The organism is Ruegeria sp. CDSA089 (genome assembly GCF_059612205.1).
Genome location: NZ_JBXWQD010000004.1, coordinates 125,839 through 146,408 on the forward strand (window position 1 = coordinate 125,839; position 20,570 = coordinate 146,408).

A 20,570-nucleotide genomic window follows, 5' to 3' on the forward strand; every position below is an offset into this window, starting at 1 on the left:
GGGCGTGTTTTTCATTCTTGTTGGCAGCGCCTTAGAGAGTAACCCAGTCGCCTCCGGACTGGTGAGAGCGCACAGTGGCATCTATGAATCGGACGCCGTCTGCGCCTTGATTGACGCTGGGATATGTCAGCCAATCGGTCGGAACGGAAACGCCATCCCGGCGCGCGGCTACGGCCATGGCAAATTCCGTATAGAGGTTGGCCCAAGCTTCGATAATCCCTTCGGGGAAGCCGCGCGCGGTACGGATCAGACGTTCTGCGCCGGGGCCGATACCATGCCCGTGACCTCGGCTGATGATACGATCCGGCTCGCCGAACCGATTGAACTTCAGCTGCTCCGAATTCTCCAAATCCCACTCGAGGCCTCCTTCGCTCCCGAATATGCGCAACCGCAACCCACCCCGATTTCCGGGGGCAAGGCGTGTTGCCATCAAGGTTCCGGGTACTTCATTTTGGTAACGGGTGAACATGAACACCGTGTCTTCCAAAGGCTTTGGCGCGCCGCAGACATGAAACTCGGCCCGTAGGTCGGTTAAGGGCAGGCCCGAGACAAAACTGGCCAGATGCGCGGCATGGGTGCCGATATCGCCGACGCAACTGGTCGGGCCAGAAATCTTTGGGTCCAGCCGCCATTTGACATGGGGCGCATCAGCCACATCATCGGGCGTCATCCAGTCTTGCATGAACTCGACGTGGATTTGGTTGATTTTACCGATGCCGCCTTCCGCTACGATTTGTTTGGCCTGACGGATGACCGGAAAGCACGACATCGCATATCCGACGGCAAAGACCTGTCCCGTGCGCGTGGCGATCCCCTTAAGCCCCTCGGCCTCGGCAACTTCGTTGGTCAGGGGCTTGTCGCACAGCACGTCAATGCCCGCCTCAAGAAAGGCTTTGGCCGCTTCGAAATGAACGTGGTTCGGGGTCGTGATCATGACGGCATCTACGCCATCCGGGTGCGCCGCCTCGGCCTGCGCCATCTCATTGAATGACGCATAGCACCGGTCGGCCGGCAGGAACCACTCGGCCCCGCGCGCCTTGCTTCGCATGGCGTCAGAACTGAGCGCTCCTGCGACGACCTCCCACCGGTCGGTCATCCGCGCGGCCGTTGCCTGCGTGACAGAGATACGTCCGCCGCCAACAACACCCAGCCGCAAACGGCGAGACAATCGGGGGAAAGGTCCGTCAAAGTTCAGGTCTTCGGAAAACAGTCTCTCAGCCATTCTGAATCTCCATTTCCGGGACCCGTACGCCTTCCGGCAGCATTTCCACCGCCATGAAAATGCTGGGGGTAATCGTCTCGTACTGATGCCAGGGATAGTTGCCTTCGGCGTCATACATCGGTTTGTGCGTCGTGCCGGGGGCCATGAATTCTTCGAGGTAAAGGGATTCAACATCCCGCTCACGGCATTGCTGCATTTTCCCAAAGCCTACGATTTGTGTATGCACTTCGCGAAACCCCGGTACCGGGCAGAACGGATGATCCTTGTGCAATCCGACATTCAGCGGCACCGAGCCGGAATGGTACATGGTCAGCCCAACGTTACCCACAAAGACCTTTGGCGACATGTAGTGGCTGACACCGCGTAAACGCTCCTCTTGGCGAACATCAAAAGCAGATGGCCATGTATCTTTCACCCATGCGAACAACTCGTTGTCATCGGCATGGGCGTCGAAATCGAGGACAATGACTGCACGTTCCACGCCGCTAAGCGTGCTGTCTTGCACGATCACAGAGGAAAGCGGTGCAATGGTCTGATCCTCGACAGAGAGATTTCGCCCCCCAAGGTTAAGGACGATGGCGCGACCCTCGATAGAAATTCTGCGCTCGTCAGTTATGTGCTGGACGCGAAAGAATGGCTGAGCAAAGTCGAGTGTCTCAATCGGCATGAACCAATTCCTTCCTCTCATCGTTAAGGAAATCGACCGGCAAAGGCTCCGGAGCCGCGCAACGGCTTTCTATCGTCTGATAGGCGCCAAATTTTGGTGCCCGTTCGATCGCGTCCATGACCTCGAAAACGTGGTAGGCGAGCGCTCCACTTGCACGGGGTTGGCGTCCTTCTTGCGCCGCCAGAGCCAGATCCAAAAGGCCGAGACCACGGCTGTCCTCATTGAACCCGTGTTTGTTGACGACCACCTGCCAGCCTTCGCGACCGGATGGGCGCGGCTGATGAGACCAGCGCGAGGTCTCCCGCGTTTTCAGCCAGACATCCCCCTGAAAGATGTTGGCACCATGTACCGGGTCAGGGTCTGGGATGCTGATGGTGCCTTTTTCACCGTAGATCTCGAACCGCGGCGTTTCGCTATCCCAGACGTCAAAGCTCATGGTCATCGACCCTATAGCCCCGGAAGAGAACTGCAGTAGGCTTAGGGAATGCGTGTCGACCTCGACATCCATCCATTCACCGTTGCGAGGGCCGTTTTCGATCATCCTTTTGTCGAACGTGCGCCGAGCCATTCCGGCGACCCGGTCAACCGGACCAACGCAGCAAACCATGGCGGTCAGGTAATATGGCCCAAGGTCCAGCAAGGGCCCGCCACCGGCCTGGTAGTAGAAATCCGGGTTGGGATGGTGGCGTTCCGTCCCGTGGGTACCGACATGGGCAAAAACCCCTGTCGGTTTGCCAATGGCACCCTCATCGATCAAGCGCCGAACGGTTTGCCAACGACCGCCCAGAAATGTGTCGGGTGCGCAACCGACCAGTAGCCCCTTTTCAGAGGCCATGTGCAGAATCGTCTTACCATCCGTTCGATCCATAACCAGCGGCTTCTCGGAATAGACGTGCTTGCCCGCCTCCAACGCACGCAGGCTGATTTCGGCATGCGCCGCCGGAATTGTCAGATTCAGAACGCAGTCAATCGTCGGATCGTCAAACACCCCATCTGGCGCACAGGCCTTGGCGATACCGTATTGATCTGCCTTGGTGCGGCTTTCCGAAGGGTCAAGGCTTGCGCAAGCCACGACCTCAACGTTTGAGAATTTGGATAGTGTTTTTAGATAAATATCGCTGATACGACCACAGCCGATAAGGCCGACCCGGAAGGATTTCGATGTCTCACGTTTCATCATTCCTGTCTTCGTAGAGGGGTAAGTAATTAGGGGGAATCGGCCCTTTGTTGCGGCCACCCTGGTTCATCTGTTCCCAAGCGTGGGCGAGTATTCCGACCGAGCGGGACAGGCAGAACAGCCCTCGCGACAAGGGCGCAGGAAAGCCAAGTTCGCAGAAGATCACAGCTGTCGCGCCGTCAATATTCATGGCAATTGGCCGACCGCCTCGTTGACGACCGAGTTCGGCTTGAACCTCTTCTCCGATATCGGCAAACCGGCCAGAAACTGTGCCTTCTGCCGCCGCATCTCGAACAAGTTGCATCAATCGGGGTGCGCGTGGATCGACAGGTTTGTGAAACCTGTGACCAAAGCCCGAGACGATCTTGCCATAGGTCTCGCGCCAGCTGTCCAGACCGTCCTTCACTGCGTCATTCAACGATGCTCCGCAATCCATGCCAGCTGCGATATCATAGTACAGCTCTGCACACTGCTCTCCTGCCCCGCCGTGCACGTCGCCCAGCATGTTCACCGCAGTCGCCATCGCGTTATTGAGACCTACCCCGCAGGTGGCGGCCATACGCGCAGCCGCGATTGAGGGAGCCTGTGGGCCGTGATCCACGCCTGCGACCAAAGCGGCTTCGAACAGGCGCGCTTGCGCGTCGCTGGGTAGATCGCCCCGCACCATAAGCCAGATCATCTGCGGGAAAGATACGTTTCCGATCAGTTCCTCTATGGCGTTGCCACGAAAAGAGATCTGTCCAGGTTTCATGTCGATGATGGAGGTACGCCACCATTGGCGAACGGCGCGCTCATCGTCTGTCGTCTGCGCGGTCATTGCGTCTGCACCTCTTTCACCGGCTGGGTTTTGCTTTGCGCGGCAAGGCGAATGGGTGCATTGCGCGCGCCATAACCGGCATAGCCCATACGGCGTTCAACAATTTCGAAGAAGAAGCCGTTAAAGATGGGGCGGCTGTATATCTGAAAATACTCAGCACCCGCCGCCCGATCGTAGAGAATACTCCCCCTGCGCAATTGGGCGACCAAATCGTCATCCAATCCGAATGTCGCTTGCAGATCAGCGTAGTAGTTCTCCGGGATGGACAGGCTGGGAAAGCCAGACTTGAGCAACTGGGCTGAAGTTTCAAAAATATCATCCGACTGGAAGGCAATGTGCTGAACACCAGCCCCAAAGCCATCTTCAAGGAATGACGCCGCCAGTGTTCGACGCCCAACTGCCCCATTCAGGTTTAAGCGCACTTCGCCTTCGGGACTTTCGATAGCCTGGCTTTGCACGACACCAGACGGGTCGGCGACGTTCACGATAGGGGATTTTGCCATCTCGAAAGTCGAAATGTAGTAGAGTAGCCAGCTTTGCATCTCATCGTGACGCATCGTCTGGGCCAGATGGTCGATACGACGCAGACCGGCAGGTTGGGTGGCTTTGGTTTTCGCAACCGGCTCGAACTCAATGTCCCATACCCGATGGAGATCGGATTTCTCATCGATGAAATGAACGACGTTGCCACCAACGCCCCGAATGGCCGGGATATCCAGTTCCCCTGTTCCCACCGGTTGTGAGAAATTCGGCGCGCCCAACGCGGTCGCCCGCTGAACCGTCTGATCCGCATCTTTGACACGCAACCCCATGTCACAAACGGAGGGGCCGTGACCCAGGAACGCCGAATGGGCAAATCCTTCCTTTTCGGTATTCACAACGATGTTTATCGCGCCCTGCCGCCACAGCTCGACGGACTTGGATACGTGTTTTCGCTCCATTCGAAAACACATTGCTGACAACATATCTGCCAGCTGCGCGCCGCTTGTTTCGTCGGCTGTAAATTCGACAAATTCGAAGCCTGACGCATAGACGCGTTCCGGCAGGTCCGGGATGCCGAAATCGGTTCCCGGCTCGGTCCGGGATACCTCATCCAGGAGGTTCACCAGCGACCTGTAGCTGTCTCGGGCCAGTGTTCGGCCACCGGGTTGAGGAGCTGCTTCGTTGACGCGTGCAACCGACCAAGGCCCTTTGTATCCGGCGCGAGACAACACGCGAACGAAGCCCGCAAGGTTCAGCGACCCAAGCCCCGGCAGAAGCCCAAAGTGCCGCTTGAGCCGACGTATATCCATCTCAAGCCGGGGTGCATCGGACAGTTGCACATGGAACAGCCGCTCTCCGGGAATGTCCCGAAGGCGGGCTGGTTTGGATCCGTCGGCAAGCGAGAAGAAGGAATTCAAAGCCAACCCCAGATTAGGGCTGTCGACAGCATCAACGACGCCTAACGCCTGTTCATCCGAGTGAATAAGATCCGACCATGGCAAGCCCATATAGGCCAGACGCATCCCCATTTCTTTAGCGATTTGGGCCGCCTCGCCAAGATCTGCGATTACCTGTTCTTCGGTCGCAGCGACATCGACCTCGAAAGCAGACCCGATAAGCAGCAATTCCGTTCCCAGCTCGCTCATCAGGTCGAGTTTGCGCTTCAGTCGATCAAAGGCGCGCTCACGTCCGGCTTCGGGCTGGCCTTCAAGATTATGGAAGGGTTGTAACAGGCATATCTTCAGGCCGAGGTCCGATGCAATCTTGCGGACTTGCGATGGCGGTCCGTCAAAAGCGGTCAAATCCGGTTCGTGTAATTCGACACCCCCGAATCCCGCGTCAGCGATAGCACTCAGCTTTTCAGCCAGATCACCGGGGATCGACGTTGTCGAAACCGACAGGCACATTATCCCTGATATCCAAACATACGCGGCAACCACAGGACCAGATCCGGCATCAGCATCATTATCACCAAGGCGAAGATGAGAACCGCGAGGAAGGCCCAGATTTCGGAGATGATTTCGCGCAGCGGAATGTCCGTCACGGCGTTGATCACAAAGAGTAGAATGCCATAGGGCGGCGTGATCAAACCGATCATTGAGTTCACGACGACCAGCACTCCGAAATGCACCAGATCAATCCCGAGCGCTTCGCAGGTTGGAATAAACAGGGGCACGATCACCAGGATGATCGTTGTTGCGTCTAACACGCATCCCAGCGCGAGGATCAGCAGGTTTACGAGGATCAGGAATACAATCGGGCTAACATCCGAACCCTCCAGCAGTGCCGAGATCGACTGTGGAATCTGTTCCTGAATGACGATGAAGTTCAGAATGAACGCGCCACCAATGACGACCCCGACGGCGGCGGAGGAGCGCGCGCTGTCGACGAACACTTGATAAAGGCCACGGAAGGTCAGCGCGCGGTAGAACAACGCTGCCAGTAGCAGAGCGTAGAATGCAGCAACTGCGGCGGCTTCGGTCGGAGTGGTGACGCCGCCATATATACCGTACAGCAGGATTGCGGGCATCAGCAGTGCCGGAAACGCGTTGGCGGTTTTAGCCGGCAATTCGCGCAGAGGAACAGGTTCTTCCAATGCAAAGTTCCGCTTTCCGGCCAGGTAATAGTTCATTGCCATGAGGACGACGCCCATGATCAGGCCCGGCAGAATACCGGCTAAGAACAGAGATCCGATGGAGGCCTTGGAAACGAGCGCGTACAAAACCATTGGGATCGAGGGCGGAATGATCGGGCCAATCGTCGCCGACGCCGCGGTAATAGCAGCAGCATAACCTCGGCTGTAGCGGCCATCCTTGGTCATCATCTCAATGATGATCTTGCCGATCCCCGCAGCATCCGCGACAGCCGAGCCGGACATACCGGAAAAGATCAGGGACGCTACCACGTTGACGTGCCCGAGGCCGCCCTTGAAACGACCGACAGCGGCTACGCAGAAGTTCAGCAAGCGGTCGGTGATCGACCCCGCGTTCATGATATTGGCGGCGACGATGAACAAAGGCACGGCAAGCAGGATCGTGCTTTTGTAGAAGCCTTGCAGGATTTTCTCGCCCGCGAGTGCGACGTCCAATCCGGCCGTGCCCAGATAAACCAATGAGGCCAAAAGGATGGAATAGCCGATAGGTGTCCCGATGCCTGCCAGAAGAAAGAGCGCGAGCAGGCAGGAAAGAAGTTCAAAGCTCATTTGCCTGCTTCCTCGTCGTCTTCACCGTCGACACGGGGATGATCGTCAACCACGTTGTACCCAACGACCAGTTCCAGCTCGGTTTTTGGTGGGCCATTTCGCAGGATGTCAAAGAACAACCACCCATACCGCGCAGCTACGACCAGCATGAACACCGCGTAGATTGAGAACACGGTGCGCAGTGGTATCTTCTCACCCGAGAACGGATTGCGCACAGTCGAGGTTTTGCGGATTTTCATCCAGTCGATGTAGTCCCACGTCGGCAGGAAACTGTAGAGCATCCCGACTACAATCGCCGCGGCCGCCAGCATCGCAAAGACCTGACGAACGCGCATCGGCACCGAAAGGTAGATGATGTCGAACTTCACGTGATCTCTCTCGCGCACGATGAACGCGCAGCTAAAAAAGATCACCCAGACCCAGAGGATGCCGATCAGTTCAAGCGTCCAACCGGCGGGGGTAAAGAAATACCGCAAGAGAATTTGCAGAAGGAAGATTAGGAAGATTGCCGCCAGCATCCCGCCGGCAATCGCTTCGGTCAGTCGGGAGAACCCCTTTGTGAAGCCTTTCATTGTGGTTCTCCCTCCCTTGTGTAGATGGGCTTAGTTGCCCAGAGCGTTGATCTGCTCGAGAACACCGTCCGGCCATGATCCGGCGAATTCGCTTTCGAGATACATCGACTGCACCTGATCACGGAACGCCGCGAGGTCGGGCTCGTAGACCTCCATGCCCTGCTCCTTGAGGAAGCTGACAAGGTCCTCTTCTTTCTGAAGCTGCTTCTGGCGACCGGATTCAGCCGCTGCATCCGCAGCTTCCTGAACCTTGGCTTGCTGTTCCGGTGTCAGCCCGTCCCAAACCTCTTTGCCGATGGCGATATAGTTCAGGTCGACCAGATGCGATGTCAGGATGATCTGATTGGTCACTTCGTAGAATTTGGCATCAACCACAGTCGGCAATGGGTTATCCTGACCGTCAACGGCACCGGTCGACAGCGCGGTATAGACTTCGGAGAAGGCCATTGGTGTCGGGGCGGCACCCAGCGCTTTGCCAAGGAACTGCCACGCATCCGTGCCCGGCATCCGCAGGTTCACACCTTCCAAATCTGCTGGCGTCGTGACCGTCAATTCATCCTTGGGCTGGCGCAGGTTCACCTGGCGACGGCCCAGATACATGACCGACAACAGTTTGACGCCCAGCTCCTCTTCGGCCTTTTGTTTGAACGCGTCCATCAAGGGATCGTTGAAGACGGCAACCTGATGCGCGGCGTCCTGATGGACATAGCCGGCGGTAAAGATCGAAAACTCGGGGAAGAACTGTGCCAGTTCCTGCGCCGAGGTGATCGACATTTCCAGGTTGCCCCGGCTGATGGCGTCCAGCTCGGTGCCTTGGGCGAAGATCGTGCCATTATAGCTGGGCTCATAGCTTGCGAAATCAGCGACCATAGGCGCGAAAACCTCGGCCATAGCGACCGAGCGCTGGTCGGTCTCCGATCCTGATGTTGCGAGGCGAAGTTGCACTTTGTCTTCCGCCAGCACACCACTTGTTGCGCTAAACAGAACACCGGTTGCAACCAGGGCTGATACAGCAGCCCGGCGGGTAAGTTTGGTAATCACTTTGCTCCTCCCTGAGACATCATGATGCTTCTTCTTTGCGATTCAGAGTTTTGACCTATTTTTGTCGTTTTGCAAGATTTTTTATAAAATATCAGATATTTTTATGCAGCCGTCATATCTACCTTTGGTGTTTTTTGTAGGTTTTTGATCCTGACCGCCTCACCTGTTCTGCAGGAATTCTGAATAGCTTCAATAACTTGAAGCGTTCTGAAACCTTCCCATCCAGACACAATCGGCTCTGCTTTGTGCAAAGCTACTTCAACAAAATGCCTAAGCTGATCGACCAGAGGATCAGACGCACCCTTCTTCAGCGCGGTTGATGAGATAGGCGTCCACCAGTCCCTTTGCTCACTCTGGTAACTCCACAATCGAAGATCAGGAACGGACAACGAACCATGAGATCCACCTATCATGTAGCTACTCTCAGTGGTTGAAGGATAGATTGGATATTCCTGAGACGTCATCTCCCAGCTCCATGGAGCTACGATGCTGTCGGACACACTTATCGTCCCTATCGCCCCGCTTTCGAACGTCAACAGAGCACCGGCAACATCTTCGTTGTCGTATCCCCGCTGCGATGCAGCCGACTGAGCCTGTACGGTCATGACTTCTCCGGCCAGGTACCGCAGCAGATCCACATCGTGGACAAGATTGACCGAGATGGGCCCTGCACCGGGTTTCTTTCTCCAGGGCGCAGCATCAAAATACTCGTCAGGCTTATAGAACCAGCAATTCGCATGGACAGCGCGCACATCTCCAATCTGCCCATCGACAATGGCTTCCTTAGCCGACCGGATCAGAGGATTGTGCCGACGATGATGTCCGACCATCAGAGGCACATTGGCCTTCTCCGCTGCTTGAACAAGCTCAAGTGCAGCGGTGGCTTCTACGGCGATCGGTTTTTCGACAAGAACGGGACAGCCATGTCGAACACAGGTTAGGCCTTGATCAACATGAAGCGTAGTGGGCGTCGCAAGCACAGCTCCGTCCGGCGTCTGGTTTGCAAACATTTCCTCCAACGTCTCGTAACACGCGACCCCGTGCTCAACGGCGTAGGCACGACCTCCGTCACTGGGGTCGACCACCGCTACAAGATCAACATGGCGCAACGCTCGGATAGCGTCCGCATGGCGGCGCCCAACAAGACCAATGCCGACAATGGCAATGCGAAAGTTCTTAGACACTTTGCTTCCTTCCGGAGGGTCCGGAAAATCCCGAAACCGATGATAGCGATCGAGCTGCTTTGCCCAACTTGGCCACGACCGTATTGGGGTTTTCGCGATTCCGCAATAATGTATGATATTTTTATTTTTACCATATATCAGTTTGGATTGTTGATGTCTCCGAAAAATGCTAAGTGAACGAGGAAACTGATAATATCGGGTGAAACGCATGGCGAAACAGCCGTCTACGATAGGTGCAAGCACCTATCAGCGCATCAAGCGGGATATCATCTTCGGGGAGCTGCAACCCGGCTCCAAACTGAAGCTGGACGCCTTGAAGGAACGCTACTCGGCAAGCCTTTCGACACTTCGTGAAACGCTGAACAGGCTCGCCAGCGACGGATTTGTCGAAGCTCCCGAGCAACGGGGTTTCCTGGTCACACCAGTTTCACGAGAAGACCTGACCGAGATTTCAGAGCTACGGGTCCTGTTGGAATGCCACGCGTTGGAATTGTCCATTGCGAATGGCGACACGGATTGGGAAGGCAACCTCGTTGCCGCACACCACAAACTGCACCTGATGGAACAGCAGCTTCTCAAGGGCGACGAGTCGGAGAAAGAAACCTGGAAACGATATGATTGGGAGTTTCACCAAGCGATGATCGCGGCCTGCAACTCCAAAAACCTTCTGTCTCTGCACTCCATCATCTACGACAAGTACTTGCGGTATCAGATGCTTGTACTGACTTATCGCGGCGAAGAGGCGGTCAAGGAGCACAAGGGCATGTTCGATGCCGCGCTGGCCAGAGACGCCGACACGGCGAAGAGGCTGTTGGAAGATCACATTCGAAATGGCCTCCAGCATACCTTGGAGGCTATGTAAGACGTTCCCCTTGCCGCAATAGCGACAGCCTTCAACGCAGAGCACCCCGGTGAAGGCCAATTTCTTTTGATCGCATTCGCCAGTCAGGGCACCGCTACGACAATTGACCTTTCGGCTTACCCCTTGAAGGTCACGGCACCCATATTTTACAGAGTGTTAATGTGTGGGGTTTGTGTCCAAGACGGACCTCCGCTACCACACCCCCCACTCTAGATTCTCTGTTTGGAATGAAGGCGCTTACACGCCAATGACAGCATCGATGATGTTGGCGAACTGGACCGCGTTTCTTTTCTCTGTGACCAGGACCCGCGAAACCATTGCGTCAGGCGGAACGCGTTCTGTATTTCGCAGCGAGCGCTTTTTTGGCGTTAACCGCGATTTGTTTGCCAGTCATGTCCTTGCACCTTGCGAGTTCATTGGCGCGGTCGGCGGGCACCTGCTAGGCTAGACCAGTGATCGTGCCCACCGACTCGCGTTCGACACAGCAGCAATCAATTCAGCCAACCCTACATGGTGCAATCCGCCCTGAATGACGGGACGTCCGCTGCCTAACATTTCAGTGTTTGCTGTTCTCATATCAGAACTCCCGGGCACCTCAGCCTGGCAATTACTTCTCGATCCAAGCCGCAGAAAACACTCGTTGAAAGCTCGCCCATTGGAAAGGCAGCGTCAAAAAAAACCTGCCCAAAAAGGGCAGGTTTTCGTGATCAGAATTTGCGTGTGCATACTCTGATATTTGGTCAGAGGCTTACTCTGCAGCCACGCTTTGACGTACATCTCCGCGACTTCTCCAGCGGAAGTAGAACATGAACGGCAAAACTACGAGGTACATTGTGATCGAATACAGCGCGGATGGCAGCGCCATCGGCACGTCACTCAGCGATGTGCTGGTGCCGGTGATCACAATCGCCAGCGTAATGCCCAAGGGCGAGTTCTGAACGCTGGTTTCAATGCCAACCGTTTTGCCTTCGGTCTTGCTGAGGCCAAGGATTTTACCAAAGGCCAGACCAAGCAACATCAGCACCAGCGGCAGCGTCATTGTCGAATAGCCCAGCGTCGGCATGTAGGTGATGATCAGCTCGCGGTTGGCTGCGAACAGCGCCAGAATTAGAACGGCCCAAAAGATGACGGCGACGTTCTGCAGAGGGTTTTCAAGGCGACGGGCCAAACCGTTGAAGAAGTGGCGCACGACAATACCGGTCAGAACAGGCAGCGTTGTCACCAGGAAGGTAAAGATCGCGATCTCGAAGAACGAGAAGTCAGGCGCGCTTTCCCCCATGAAATACAGCACCGACCAGGTGGCCAGCGGCGGTACGGTAAGGAAGGCCATAACGCTGGTGACAGCGGTCATCGACACCGACAGGGCCAGATCGCCGCGTGAAAGCTTGGTGATCACGTTGCTGCTGACGCCGCCGGGGCAGAAGCTGAGCAACATCAGACCAGCGGCCATGACAGGCGGCAGGCTGAACGCCATGATGACGCAAAACGCCGCGATTGGCAGCAGGACGATTTGTGAAATGGCACCGATGGCGAAGGCGGTGCGGCGACGGAACACACGGCGGAAGTCGTCGATCTCAAGACCAAGCCCCAGTGAGAACATGATGAAAGCCTGCGCCGCAGGCACCACCACGTTGATTGCGAAATCCATTGTTTTCCTCCCTCTTTAGGAAAACGGGCCCGCCTGTTTCGCCTCCCACGACGCTAAAACGGACCCGTTGGGTGAGTGGTTTACATGTCCACGGTGAAAGTGAACTGCCCCAAAGCGTGACGCATGGCGTCTTCACCGCTGGAAAGGGCCAGTTTTGCAACAATGCCGCGGCTCGAATCCTGCACCACCTCAAGTGATCCGATTTCGGCTGCGTGTTGACCCGCCAGTTCACGGATGGTGCGTTCGATTTCCATCATGTTCAGCGTGACCTTGTGGATTTTACCAACAGCAGTCACTGGCAGGGCGTCGAGGCTGATAAAGTCTTTCGGCACCGCCGCACGTTCCGAGACATGCTCTTGCGCAAAGGCGGCAAGATCGGACACATCCACATCGATACCCGCGGACTTCTGGAAGTACATCACTGGAACCTCTCCCACCTTGGCGTCGGGACGGCCGATTACGGCAGCCATGGCCACTGCAGGGTGCTTGTGCATCGTCTCTTCGACGATCTTGGGGTCGATATTGTGGCCGCCGCGGATGATCAGCTCTTTCTTGCGGCCGGTCATCCAGAAATACCCTTCGGCATCGCAGCGGGCCAGATCGCCGGTGTTGAACCAACGTTTGCCGTCCTGCTCCAGCCAGATGCCTTTGTTCTGGCTTTCGATCAGATAGCCGTCAAACACGTTCGGTCCGGTGATAAAGATCACCCCGGCCTCATCCACATCGGCCCAGCGAACGAATTCGTCATTGTCGTTCAGGATGCCGATCTGCATGTCCTGATAAGGGAAGCGCAGACCGATCGAGCCGATACGCGGATTGTCCGTGATGATCGGGTTCATGGACGAGGCCAGAACGCCCTCGGTCATGCCATAGGCTTCAATGATCTTGACGCCGGTTTCATTGACGAAGGTGTTGAACAATTCGACCGGCATCGGTGCGGCACCACAGGCCCCAAAGCGCAACGAACTGAGGTCTTTGTCCTTATGTGGCACTTGCAGCAGAGCGCCATAGATGGTCGGCACGCCAGAATAGGAGCTGATGCCGTAATGTTCGACCATGTCCCAGAACCCGGCGATCACACCATCGCCGCGATAGCCTGAGGGAGAGGCCAGAACGACGTGGCCGCCATGCATCCAGGGCAACAGACCTGTCACCAGCATAGCGTTTGTGTGAAACAGCGGCAAACCACACAGCGCAGCGGTGCCGGGGCCAACATTCTCGGCACCAACGTACAGGCTGGGGCACCACGAGTTATAAACCTCGCCGAAATGGGTCCGGCGCACGATCTTGGGCAGGCCGGTGGTGCCACCGGTACACAGCATGGTCGAGGTGTCATCGGGTCCGGGTCCTTCGAAATCCAGACCATCGGCATTTTCACCTGCGATCTCGTCCAGCAGACGGGTCAGGGTGACATCGTCGCGGCCTTCGATGGTGGCCGAGACGGGCGGCAGCGGCAGTATATCGGGCCACACGCCATCGCCTTTCATATAGGTGGCGAAGTTGACCAGCAGGATATGCTCCAGCGAGGGCACATCCTTGGCCGCAGCGCTGGCTTTTTCCCAGATATCGACGCCCAGTGTTTGCTCCAGCGTGATCAGAATCTTGACGCCCGCGCCTTTCAGCAGATCGGCCATCTGATCGGCTTCCATCAACGGGTTGATTGCCAGAATGCCACCAGCCGCACTGCCACCCCAGATGGCGAAATGCGTCTCGGGCATGTTGGGCAGGATAAAGGCCGCCACATCGTCACGACCCAAACCCATCCGACGCAGCGCGTTGGCGGTTTGAGTGATACGCGCCAGCAGCTGCCCGTGGGTCAGCGTATAGGGCGTGCGCATCGCGGCCGCGCTCAGGAAAAAACTGAGCGCAGGCGCGTCAGGGTTGATGGCCGCCCCTTTTTGCAGCGCCTCATAGGTGGTCTGCGGCAGAGTGCGATCCTGCAGAGGTGTCTGTTCGAACGCCAGAATCTCATCCATGTTTTTCAGAACAACGTTGGTGCTCATCTTCTTTCCTCTTGTTCCTGCGCACCGCGATCGGCGCGCAGTTTTGCGTTAGCTTGCAGCCTTAATCATGTCGGCGGCTTTTTCGGCGATCATCATGGTTGGCGCATTGGTATTGCCCGAGATCAGGTTCGGCATGATCGACGCATCGACTACGCGCAGCCCCTCAAGCCCACGTACCCGCAGCTGCGGATCAACCACGGCCATGTCATCGGTGCCCATTTTGCAGGTGCCAACCGGGTGATAGATCGTGTCTGCGCGCGATCGGATGTGCTGTTCCCAATCCGCGTCTGTCTTTGCGTTTTCGGTGCCGAACATCTCTTTCTTGCGGTATTTCGCCAGCGCCGGAGTCTCAAGAATCTCGCGCGTCAGTTTCGCGCCTTTGATCATCGTTTCGAGATCACGGTCATCGGCCAAAAAGGCCGGATCAATGGCGGGCATGGCGAAAGGATCGGCGCTGTTCAGCGTGACCGAGCCCCGGCTTTCGGGGCGCAGTTTGCAGACATGGCAGCTGAAGCCGTAGCCATAGTGCAGCTTGCGCGAGTGATCATCGACCAGCGCAATTGTGAAATGAAGCTGCACGTCGGGGCGATCCAGATCAGGCGAGGTTTTCAGAAAAGCCGCGCCTTCTGCAAAGCAGGTGGCTGCCATCGACACGCCGGTTTTGCGCCAGCGGTTTATGTGACCCATCAGCTTCATGCCGCCCAAAAGGCCAATGCCGAAATTGTCGGTATCAGCCGATTTGTAGGCCAGCGTGAAGTCCATGTGATCCTGCAGGTTTTTGCCCACACCGGGAAGGTTGTGTCGCACCTCGATCCCGTGCTTTTCAAGATCTGCCGGGTCACCAATGCCGGACAGTTGCAGCAACTGAGGTGTCTTCAGCGCACCGCTGCACAGCAAGACCTCGCGCGTGGCTTTGACCTCGATATCGCGGCCCTTGCCATTTTCCTTGTAAACCACACCTGTCGCGCGTTTGCCGTCAAAGGTCAGACCTTTGGCATGCGCCTTGGTGATCACAGTCAGGTTCGGCCTGTCCATGCTCGGGAACAGATAGGCCGCCGCGGCCGAGCACCGCTCGCCATTCTTGGCTTTGTCGTGGAACTGCGTGACCTGATAATAGCCAACGCCCTCATTGTCGCCGGTGTTGAAGTCCTCGCGCTCGCGAATCTGCAATTGCTTAGCGGCTTCGATAAAGTCCCGCGTCACCGGACGGGACTCTTTCTGGTCCGAAACCTGCAGCGGACCAGCCCCACCATGCATATCGTCGCCGCCACGCTCGTTATTTTCTGATCGTTTGAAATAGGGAAGAACACTGTCCCAATCCCAGCCTTCGCAGCCCAGATTCGCCCATTCGTCATAATCCTCGCGCTGACCGCGCACGTACAACATGGCGTTGATCGCGCTGGACCCGCCCAGAACCTTACCGCGCGGCTGATACCCCTTACGGCCATTCAGCCCCGGCTGCTCGACGGTTTCAAAAGTCCAGTTGTTGATCTTGAATGGCTTACCCGGAAGCATGGCCACAACAGCGGCCGGCATGCGAACCAATATGCTGTCTCCGTTGCCGCCGCCCGCCTCAAGCAGGCACACACTTACATTCGGATCTTCCGACAGACGGTTGGCCAGCACACACCCTGCTGATCCTCCACCAACAATCACGTAGTCAAACTGCATCGCATTCCTCCCTGTCACCAAAATGGCCAAAGGGCTCGCTTCGCAATAGCGTCGCATCGGTCAAATGTTTGACACTTTCGGCCAAAGACGCGCCCTGACGAACAATCGACGTTTGATTTGCTGGCTATTCCGAGCAGTAGCTATCCACCATGCGAGCGAATTCAGTGGAAACCCAATCGTTGAGTTCGAGAGCTTGGGGCGTTTGCGGAGCGCTGTCTTCCATGGCGTGAAAAACACCGTGGAATGTGCGGAAAGTTACGCTGCAAGCCGCTCGCTTCATGCGATCGGCCATCTCCTCGGCTTCGGCCTGCAAGATGTCCAGATCACCCACGTAACCAAGGCTAGGTGGCAGACCGGACACATCTTTGGCGCGCGCCGGAACAGCGTAGGGCGAGATATCGTACCGCTTCTGCGTTCGTAGTTCTCGTAGCAACAAATGCCAGGCGAGCACCCCGTGTTCGCGCGTCCATGTGATCTTGTTCTTTGGCAGCTTTGTCCAGTTGGATGCGCGGTCATCGATCATTGGATAAAAAGGCATCATGAACGCGATCTTTGCGTCTCCGGAATCCCGCGCGCGCAATGCCGTCGACAGAACCAGCCCACCGCCCGAACTGTTCCCGGCCAGGATGAGGTTGCCCGCATCGCCGCCCAATTGCTTGGCATGATCACGCACCCAGAGCAGCGTATCATAGCAATCGTCATGCCCTGCTGGGTAGGGTGCCTCAATCGATAGCCGGAATGCTGGTGCTACGATGATGCAGGGGCGCGACGCCATCAGGCGTTGAAATAGTGCATGATGGCGTTCCGGCCAGCCTGTCGCGTATCCACCACCATGGAAGAACACCACAATGGGCAGCGGACCCTTGCAATTGGTGGGCTTGTAGATACGTACACGAACTTCACCGGTTCCATCCCGGCGCGGAATCATGACCGTTTCGTTGACCGCGTTTTCAAGCTGTTTTTCCGCTGCTTTCTTTCTGCCGCGGGCTGAGATTTTGAGCCCCGTTGGACTTTTGATGAGCCACATGGCCACCCGTTGACCAAAAGGGCGCGGGTCTGATTTAGGCATAGGAGATCCTGAATTTTCAAACGCTCAGCAATACTTAGGCGACGGGCAATTCCCCGCCGCCTTAAACTGCGACTGCTCGGTTACTGAGGCTGCGGGTTCGCACCACTATCCGATGGTTTCTGCTGGTCATTTGCGTCGAAATAGAGCGTGCCGAAAATCCAATCGAACAAAGGCAGAGTGATGTTGAAGTTGCCCTCAACCATCACGTCGCGATTGTGATGCACAGTGTGAAACAAACGCAGGTACGTCCAGCCGGGGATAAGTCGGAAAATGCGTTCGGTGACCGAACCACGCTGCAGGTGGTAGCTAAAATGCAGGACTTCATACAGCAGATAGCAAGAGGTCATCGTGATGAAGAACAGATAGCCGTAGTTACCCCCAAAGAGGAAGTAGGACACCAGACCTCCGGGGATTGAAATTGCCACCGTGGTCAGAACGAGCAGATAGATCGGGAAGATCACGACGCGCCAATCCAGGACCATCTGATATTCCATGTCCGTATCCACGAAAAAGGTGTGATGGTCGCCTGTGTGACGCTGATAAAACAGCTTGAAAAGCTTTGTTTTGTGATGCCCCCAATAGTTATGAGATGCCCACTCACCCAGATTATAGGCGACATAGGTCGCGACAACGAACCAAAGTTGGTAGAGCTTAAAATCCACTAGTTTGGTCGTACCCCACCAGATCAAAGATCCTGCGCCGATCACAACGACAGACAGGTGCAGCAGACCGCTGTAGTTTGGGCTTACGCCTGCGCGGTACTTGGCTCGAAACTTCTCTCTTGCTTCATCATTCATAACTGGGTCCTCCCTAACCAAAAGTTGCCAGTCAGAATATGCAGATTTGATATAGCTTCTAATTTATATTACTTAAGGATATTATCACTCTGGGAAATAACTAAGCTAATGCTAAGAAATCACGACCTGAATCTGCTTCCAGTCTTCGATATTTTGATGCGAGAACAGCACCTGTCCAAGGCAGCAGAGCGTCTGAACATGAGTCAACCTGCTGTCAGCAACGCGCTCAAACGACTGAGACAGGGATTCGATGACGAGTTGTTTGTACGCACCGGTCGAGGTCTAAAGCCGACGCAACGCGCACTTGATCTGCATGCCAAGGTTGCCCCTGCTCTCGTACAGATCAGAAGCAGTTTCGAAGACCAGGAGTTTTCTGCAGAGACGTTTTCCCGAACCATCGATGTCTCGGTGAATCATGCAGTCGAACACATCTGGGGGCCCGTATTGATGAGGGAAGCCCGAAAGCAGGCGCCAAATCTAAAGTGGAGGGTACATCCAGATTACCTGGATGAAATTCCTGTGCGTCTCAAGGATGGAAGATTGGGATACGCGGTTGACTACACGCCTATGCCGGAAGACCACTTTGACTCGCTGCTGATATTGCGTGAGTCGCTTACGCTTATCAGTGCCGCCGATCATCCATGCGCAAAAACAGGAGTTACGCTGGAAGAGTTTCAAACACTGGCACATGTTTCGCTGGTGCGAAGGTTTGGTATTGTTCGCAGCCAGAACAGTCGACGAACTACCCCTTTGGAGTTTTTGTTGGGAAACTCGCTTCCGGCTCGCAATATCGCTCTGCAAATGTCGAGTTTTGTTTCCATCCCTGAAGTCGTTGCCGCAACCGACCTTATTGCTGTAGTCCCCACCCGTTTGGCCCGACCCTTGGTCGACGCCGGTTCGCTGGTTTCGCACAACCTTCCGTTCGACTATCCAGAAATCGAGGTGCGCCTATACTGGCACAAAAGCCGAAACACTGATCCGGGTCACGGGTGGCTTGTAGACTTACTGGCGCGATCAGCGGCAACGCTTGCCGAAACCAACAATTGACGTTGCCACTGTTAGCACGTCAGTTTGTTGTCTCCATATCGGGATGAATGTTTCAAACTGCCGGGCGAGTAGCCGTATTTTTTGGTAAAGGCTCTTACGAAGCTGGATGGCTCCGAATAGCCGGTTCTCCAAGCGACGGTTGATACATCCAGGCCGGCCGTGCTCAGCAACTCATGCCCAATTGCCAGTTTCGCCTCTGTCTGGATCTTTCTGAAACTTGTCCCCTCCTTGGCAAGACGACGGCGCAGCGTGCGTTCGCTTGTCCCCAGCTTTGAAGCGATTGAAACGATTGTTGGATCGTTGTTGATTTCCAACAAAGTGGCTTCGCGGACTTGCGCCGTCATTTCTGGAATATCGGAGTTTTCCAGGTTTAGTAGGCTTCGGCATTGCCTCAGGCAATTCTCCATCGTTGCTGGGTTGTGCTGCGGCAAGGGCATATCAAGAAGCTTTTGGGGGAGGATGATCGAGTTTCTCTGACAGTTCAGCGTGACGCTGATTCCGAGTTCAGTTTTTATTGCGGACGCGACCGCCGGATTATCCAGCGTGGTTTCAAAGACCACGCGCGACATAGAAAACCTGGGCAGAAACTGCGAGGTGAAGTTGCTAACAACCGTCAGGTGCCTTTCCAGCACAAAACTCTCGACTGCCTTTGGCAGACCGCTGATATCCAAATTTAGGGCAGGTGGATCTTCGAGCTCGTTTAGACGCAATCGGGCGATCACGAATGACAGGTTCGCGAAATCTATAGCCGTTTTTAGTCCAGCACGAAGAGTTGGGCTGCTCAAAATAGCATATCCCCAAATGCCAAAGACTTCGGGTCTGTAGCGGCGACCAATTTCAATTCCCATTCCAGGGCGGTCAGGCGCGTACTTGATGAAATTTTCTATCGCCGCAACTTCTTGCCCAAGCGTCACAGTCGCCTCGTTCTGGTAGAGATCGAAAGTGACCAGCCCGGTATCCTCCAGGCATTGTTCGGGAGTCACACCATATTTTGCTGCTTCCTCGCACAGGATGCGGATGCTGCCCGGTGATCGTTTCAGGGACGCGTTTTGCATGATTTGAACCTAAACACTGTGGCCGATAATGTCAAAAAGATGTCCGCTGTCATCATCGAAAATTGATCCCCAAAAACCGAAATTACCGGGCAGGAGGATGTTATGCGATCACTCATTGCCATTCAGGAAGGTCAGATCTCACTCGAGCAGATCAAAGCGCTCGAGGAAGTCGTGCGCAAGCTTTATGTCGAGCACGTATGCGACGACAAACTGACGATCATCTGGAACGTCGCTGCCAAACAGCACACGATCACAGATCGCCGTTGGTCACGCTCGTCGACTGTCTCGATGGAAGTGCCGGACGGGTTTGAAACGCAACGCCGCGAAGCCTTCATGCTGGAGGTCGATAGATGCTGGCGCAAAATCACCGGTCAGCACCCGGATCAGGTGTCTGTGGGTGCATTCGACCAGTCCCGTTATGGCGACATTCTGAAAGGCAACCTGACACGCTTGTCGCCTTGGGGGCGCTTTACCTATCTGTTCAAGCTGTTTTCGCGCGCGATGATCTCAAAAATGCGCCACGGCGTGCTGATCACGCAGTTCAATCAATAGGA

The 20,570-nt window shown here is 55.7% G+C and carries 18 protein-coding genes; 3 read left to right on the plus strand and 15 right to left on the minus strand.

All coding sequences use genetic code 11. The annotated features are described in order from the left end of the window. Positions 1 to 31: 31 nt before the first annotated feature. From AC2FJ6_RS11530 to AC2FJ6_RS11570, 9 genes are all read right to left on the minus strand, one after another. Complete coding sequence (locus tag AC2FJ6_RS11530; protein ID WP_170773905.1) at positions 32 to 1,222, minus strand: Gfo/Idh/MocA family protein; 1,191 nt, start codon at positions 1,220 to 1,222, stop codon at positions 32 to 34. Continuing rightward, entirely contained in the window at positions 1,215 to 1,889 is a 675-nt protein-coding gene (locus AC2FJ6_RS11535; RefSeq protein ID WP_170773903.1) for a hypothetical protein, read from the minus strand. The genes AC2FJ6_RS11530 and AC2FJ6_RS11535 overlap by 8 nt, the downstream gene beginning before the upstream one ends. Next, on the minus strand, positions 1,879 to 3,066 hold the full coding sequence (locus AC2FJ6_RS11540; RefSeq protein ID WP_237217483.1) for a Gfo/Idh/MocA family protein: 1,188 nt from the start codon (positions 3,064 to 3,066) through the stop codon (positions 1,879 to 1,881). Before AC2FJ6_RS11540 ends, AC2FJ6_RS11535 begins: the two co-directional genes overlap by 11 nt. After that, on the minus strand, positions 3,056 to 3,883 hold the full coding sequence (locus AC2FJ6_RS11545; protein WP_170773899.1) for a citryl-CoA lyase: 828 nt from the start codon (positions 3,881 to 3,883) through the stop codon (positions 3,056 to 3,058). Before AC2FJ6_RS11545 ends, AC2FJ6_RS11540 begins: the two co-directional genes overlap by 11 nt. Next, positions 3,880 to 5,772 carry a bifunctional sugar phosphate isomerase/epimerase/4-hydroxyphenylpyruvate dioxygenase family protein gene (locus AC2FJ6_RS11550; protein ID WP_170773897.1) on the minus strand — a complete coding sequence of 631 codons (1,893 nt, stop codon included), beginning with the start codon at positions 5,770 to 5,772 and terminating at the stop codon, positions 3,880 to 3,882. The genes AC2FJ6_RS11545 and AC2FJ6_RS11550 overlap by 4 nt, the downstream gene beginning before the upstream one ends. After that, positions 5,772 to 7,067 carry a TRAP transporter large permease gene (locus AC2FJ6_RS11555; RefSeq protein ID WP_170328647.1) on the minus strand — a complete coding sequence of 432 codons (1,296 nt, stop codon included), beginning with the start codon at positions 7,065 to 7,067 and terminating at the stop codon, positions 5,772 to 5,774. Before AC2FJ6_RS11555 ends, AC2FJ6_RS11550 begins: the two co-directional genes overlap by 1 nt. Continuing rightward, entirely contained in the window at positions 7,064 to 7,639 is a 576-nt protein-coding gene (locus AC2FJ6_RS11560; protein ID WP_170604457.1) for a TRAP transporter small permease, read from the minus strand. Before AC2FJ6_RS11560 ends, AC2FJ6_RS11555 begins: the two co-directional genes overlap by 4 nt. 30 nt (positions 7,640 to 7,669) lie before the next feature. Continuing rightward, positions 7,670 to 8,680, minus strand: coding sequence for a TRAP transporter substrate-binding protein DctP (gene dctP, locus AC2FJ6_RS11565; protein WP_170773895.1), 1,011 nt, complete (start codon positions 8,678 to 8,680; stop codon positions 7,670 to 7,672). Between the two features lie 101 nt (positions 8,681 to 8,781). Beyond that, positions 8,782 to 9,864 (minus strand): Gfo/Idh/MocA family protein, encoded by a 1,083-nt coding sequence (locus AC2FJ6_RS11570; RefSeq protein ID WP_170773893.1) that lies wholly within the window; start codon positions 9,862 to 9,864, stop codon positions 8,782 to 8,784. A 208-nt stretch (positions 9,865 to 10,072) separates the two neighbouring features. Here AC2FJ6_RS11570 and AC2FJ6_RS11575 point away from each other — a divergent pair, with 208 nt between their 5' ends. Then, on the plus strand, positions 10,073 to 10,726 hold the full coding sequence (locus AC2FJ6_RS11575; protein WP_170353340.1) for a GntR family transcriptional regulator: 654 nt from the start codon (positions 10,073 to 10,075) through the stop codon (positions 10,724 to 10,726). Between the two features lie 748 nt (positions 10,727 to 11,474). On the opposite strand, the gene AC2FJ6_RS11580 is transcribed toward AC2FJ6_RS11575, so the two are convergent. The 5 genes from AC2FJ6_RS11580 to AC2FJ6_RS11600 all read right to left on the minus strand — a co-directional run bounded on the left by AC2FJ6_RS11580 (position 11,475) and on the right by AC2FJ6_RS11600 (position 17,914). Continuing rightward, positions 11,475 to 12,374 (minus strand): bile acid:sodium symporter family protein, encoded by a 900-nt coding sequence (locus tag AC2FJ6_RS11580; protein ID WP_480859900.1) that lies wholly within the window; start codon positions 12,372 to 12,374, stop codon positions 11,475 to 11,477. A gap of 80 nt (positions 12,375 to 12,454) precedes the next feature. Next, positions 12,455 to 14,377, minus strand: a complete 1,923-nt coding sequence (locus tag AC2FJ6_RS11585; protein ID WP_496669084.1) for an acyl-CoA synthetase — start codon at positions 14,375 to 14,377, stop codon at positions 12,455 to 12,457. Between the two features lie 48 nt (positions 14,378 to 14,425). Continuing rightward, positions 14,426 to 16,048 carry a GMC family oxidoreductase gene (locus AC2FJ6_RS11590; protein ID WP_496669086.1) on the minus strand — a complete coding sequence of 541 codons (1,623 nt, stop codon included), beginning with the start codon at positions 16,046 to 16,048 and terminating at the stop codon, positions 14,426 to 14,428. A 124-nt stretch (positions 16,049 to 16,172) separates the two neighbouring features. Then, positions 16,173 to 17,117, minus strand: a complete 945-nt coding sequence (locus tag AC2FJ6_RS11595) for an alpha/beta hydrolase (protein ID WP_496669088.1) — start codon at positions 17,115 to 17,117, stop codon at positions 16,173 to 16,175. An 80-nt stretch (positions 17,118 to 17,197) separates the two neighbouring features. After that, on the minus strand, positions 17,198 to 17,914 hold the full coding sequence (locus AC2FJ6_RS11600; RefSeq protein WP_170786853.1) for a sterol desaturase family protein: 717 nt from the start codon (positions 17,912 to 17,914) through the stop codon (positions 17,198 to 17,200). Positions 17,915 to 18,022: 108 nt separating this feature from the next. Here AC2FJ6_RS11600 and AC2FJ6_RS11605 point away from each other — a divergent pair, with 108 nt between their 5' ends. Next, entirely contained in the window at positions 18,023 to 18,961 is a 939-nt protein-coding gene (locus tag AC2FJ6_RS11605) for a LysR substrate-binding domain-containing protein (protein ID WP_496669090.1), read from the plus strand. An 11-nt stretch (positions 18,962 to 18,972) separates the two neighbouring features. Here AC2FJ6_RS11605 and AC2FJ6_RS11610 read toward each other — a convergent pair whose 3' ends face one another. Further along, on the minus strand, positions 18,973 to 20,016 hold the full coding sequence (locus AC2FJ6_RS11610) for an AraC family transcriptional regulator (RefSeq protein ID WP_496669092.1): 1,044 nt from the start codon (positions 20,014 to 20,016) through the stop codon (positions 18,973 to 18,975). A 102-nt stretch (positions 20,017 to 20,118) separates the two neighbouring features. Here AC2FJ6_RS11610 and AC2FJ6_RS11615 point away from each other — a divergent pair, with 102 nt between their 5' ends. Further along, on the plus strand, positions 20,119 to 20,568 hold the full coding sequence (locus tag AC2FJ6_RS11615) for a hypothetical protein (RefSeq protein ID WP_170786859.1): 450 nt from the start codon (positions 20,119 to 20,121) through the stop codon (positions 20,566 to 20,568). Positions 20,569 to 20,570 lie beyond the last annotated feature (2 nt).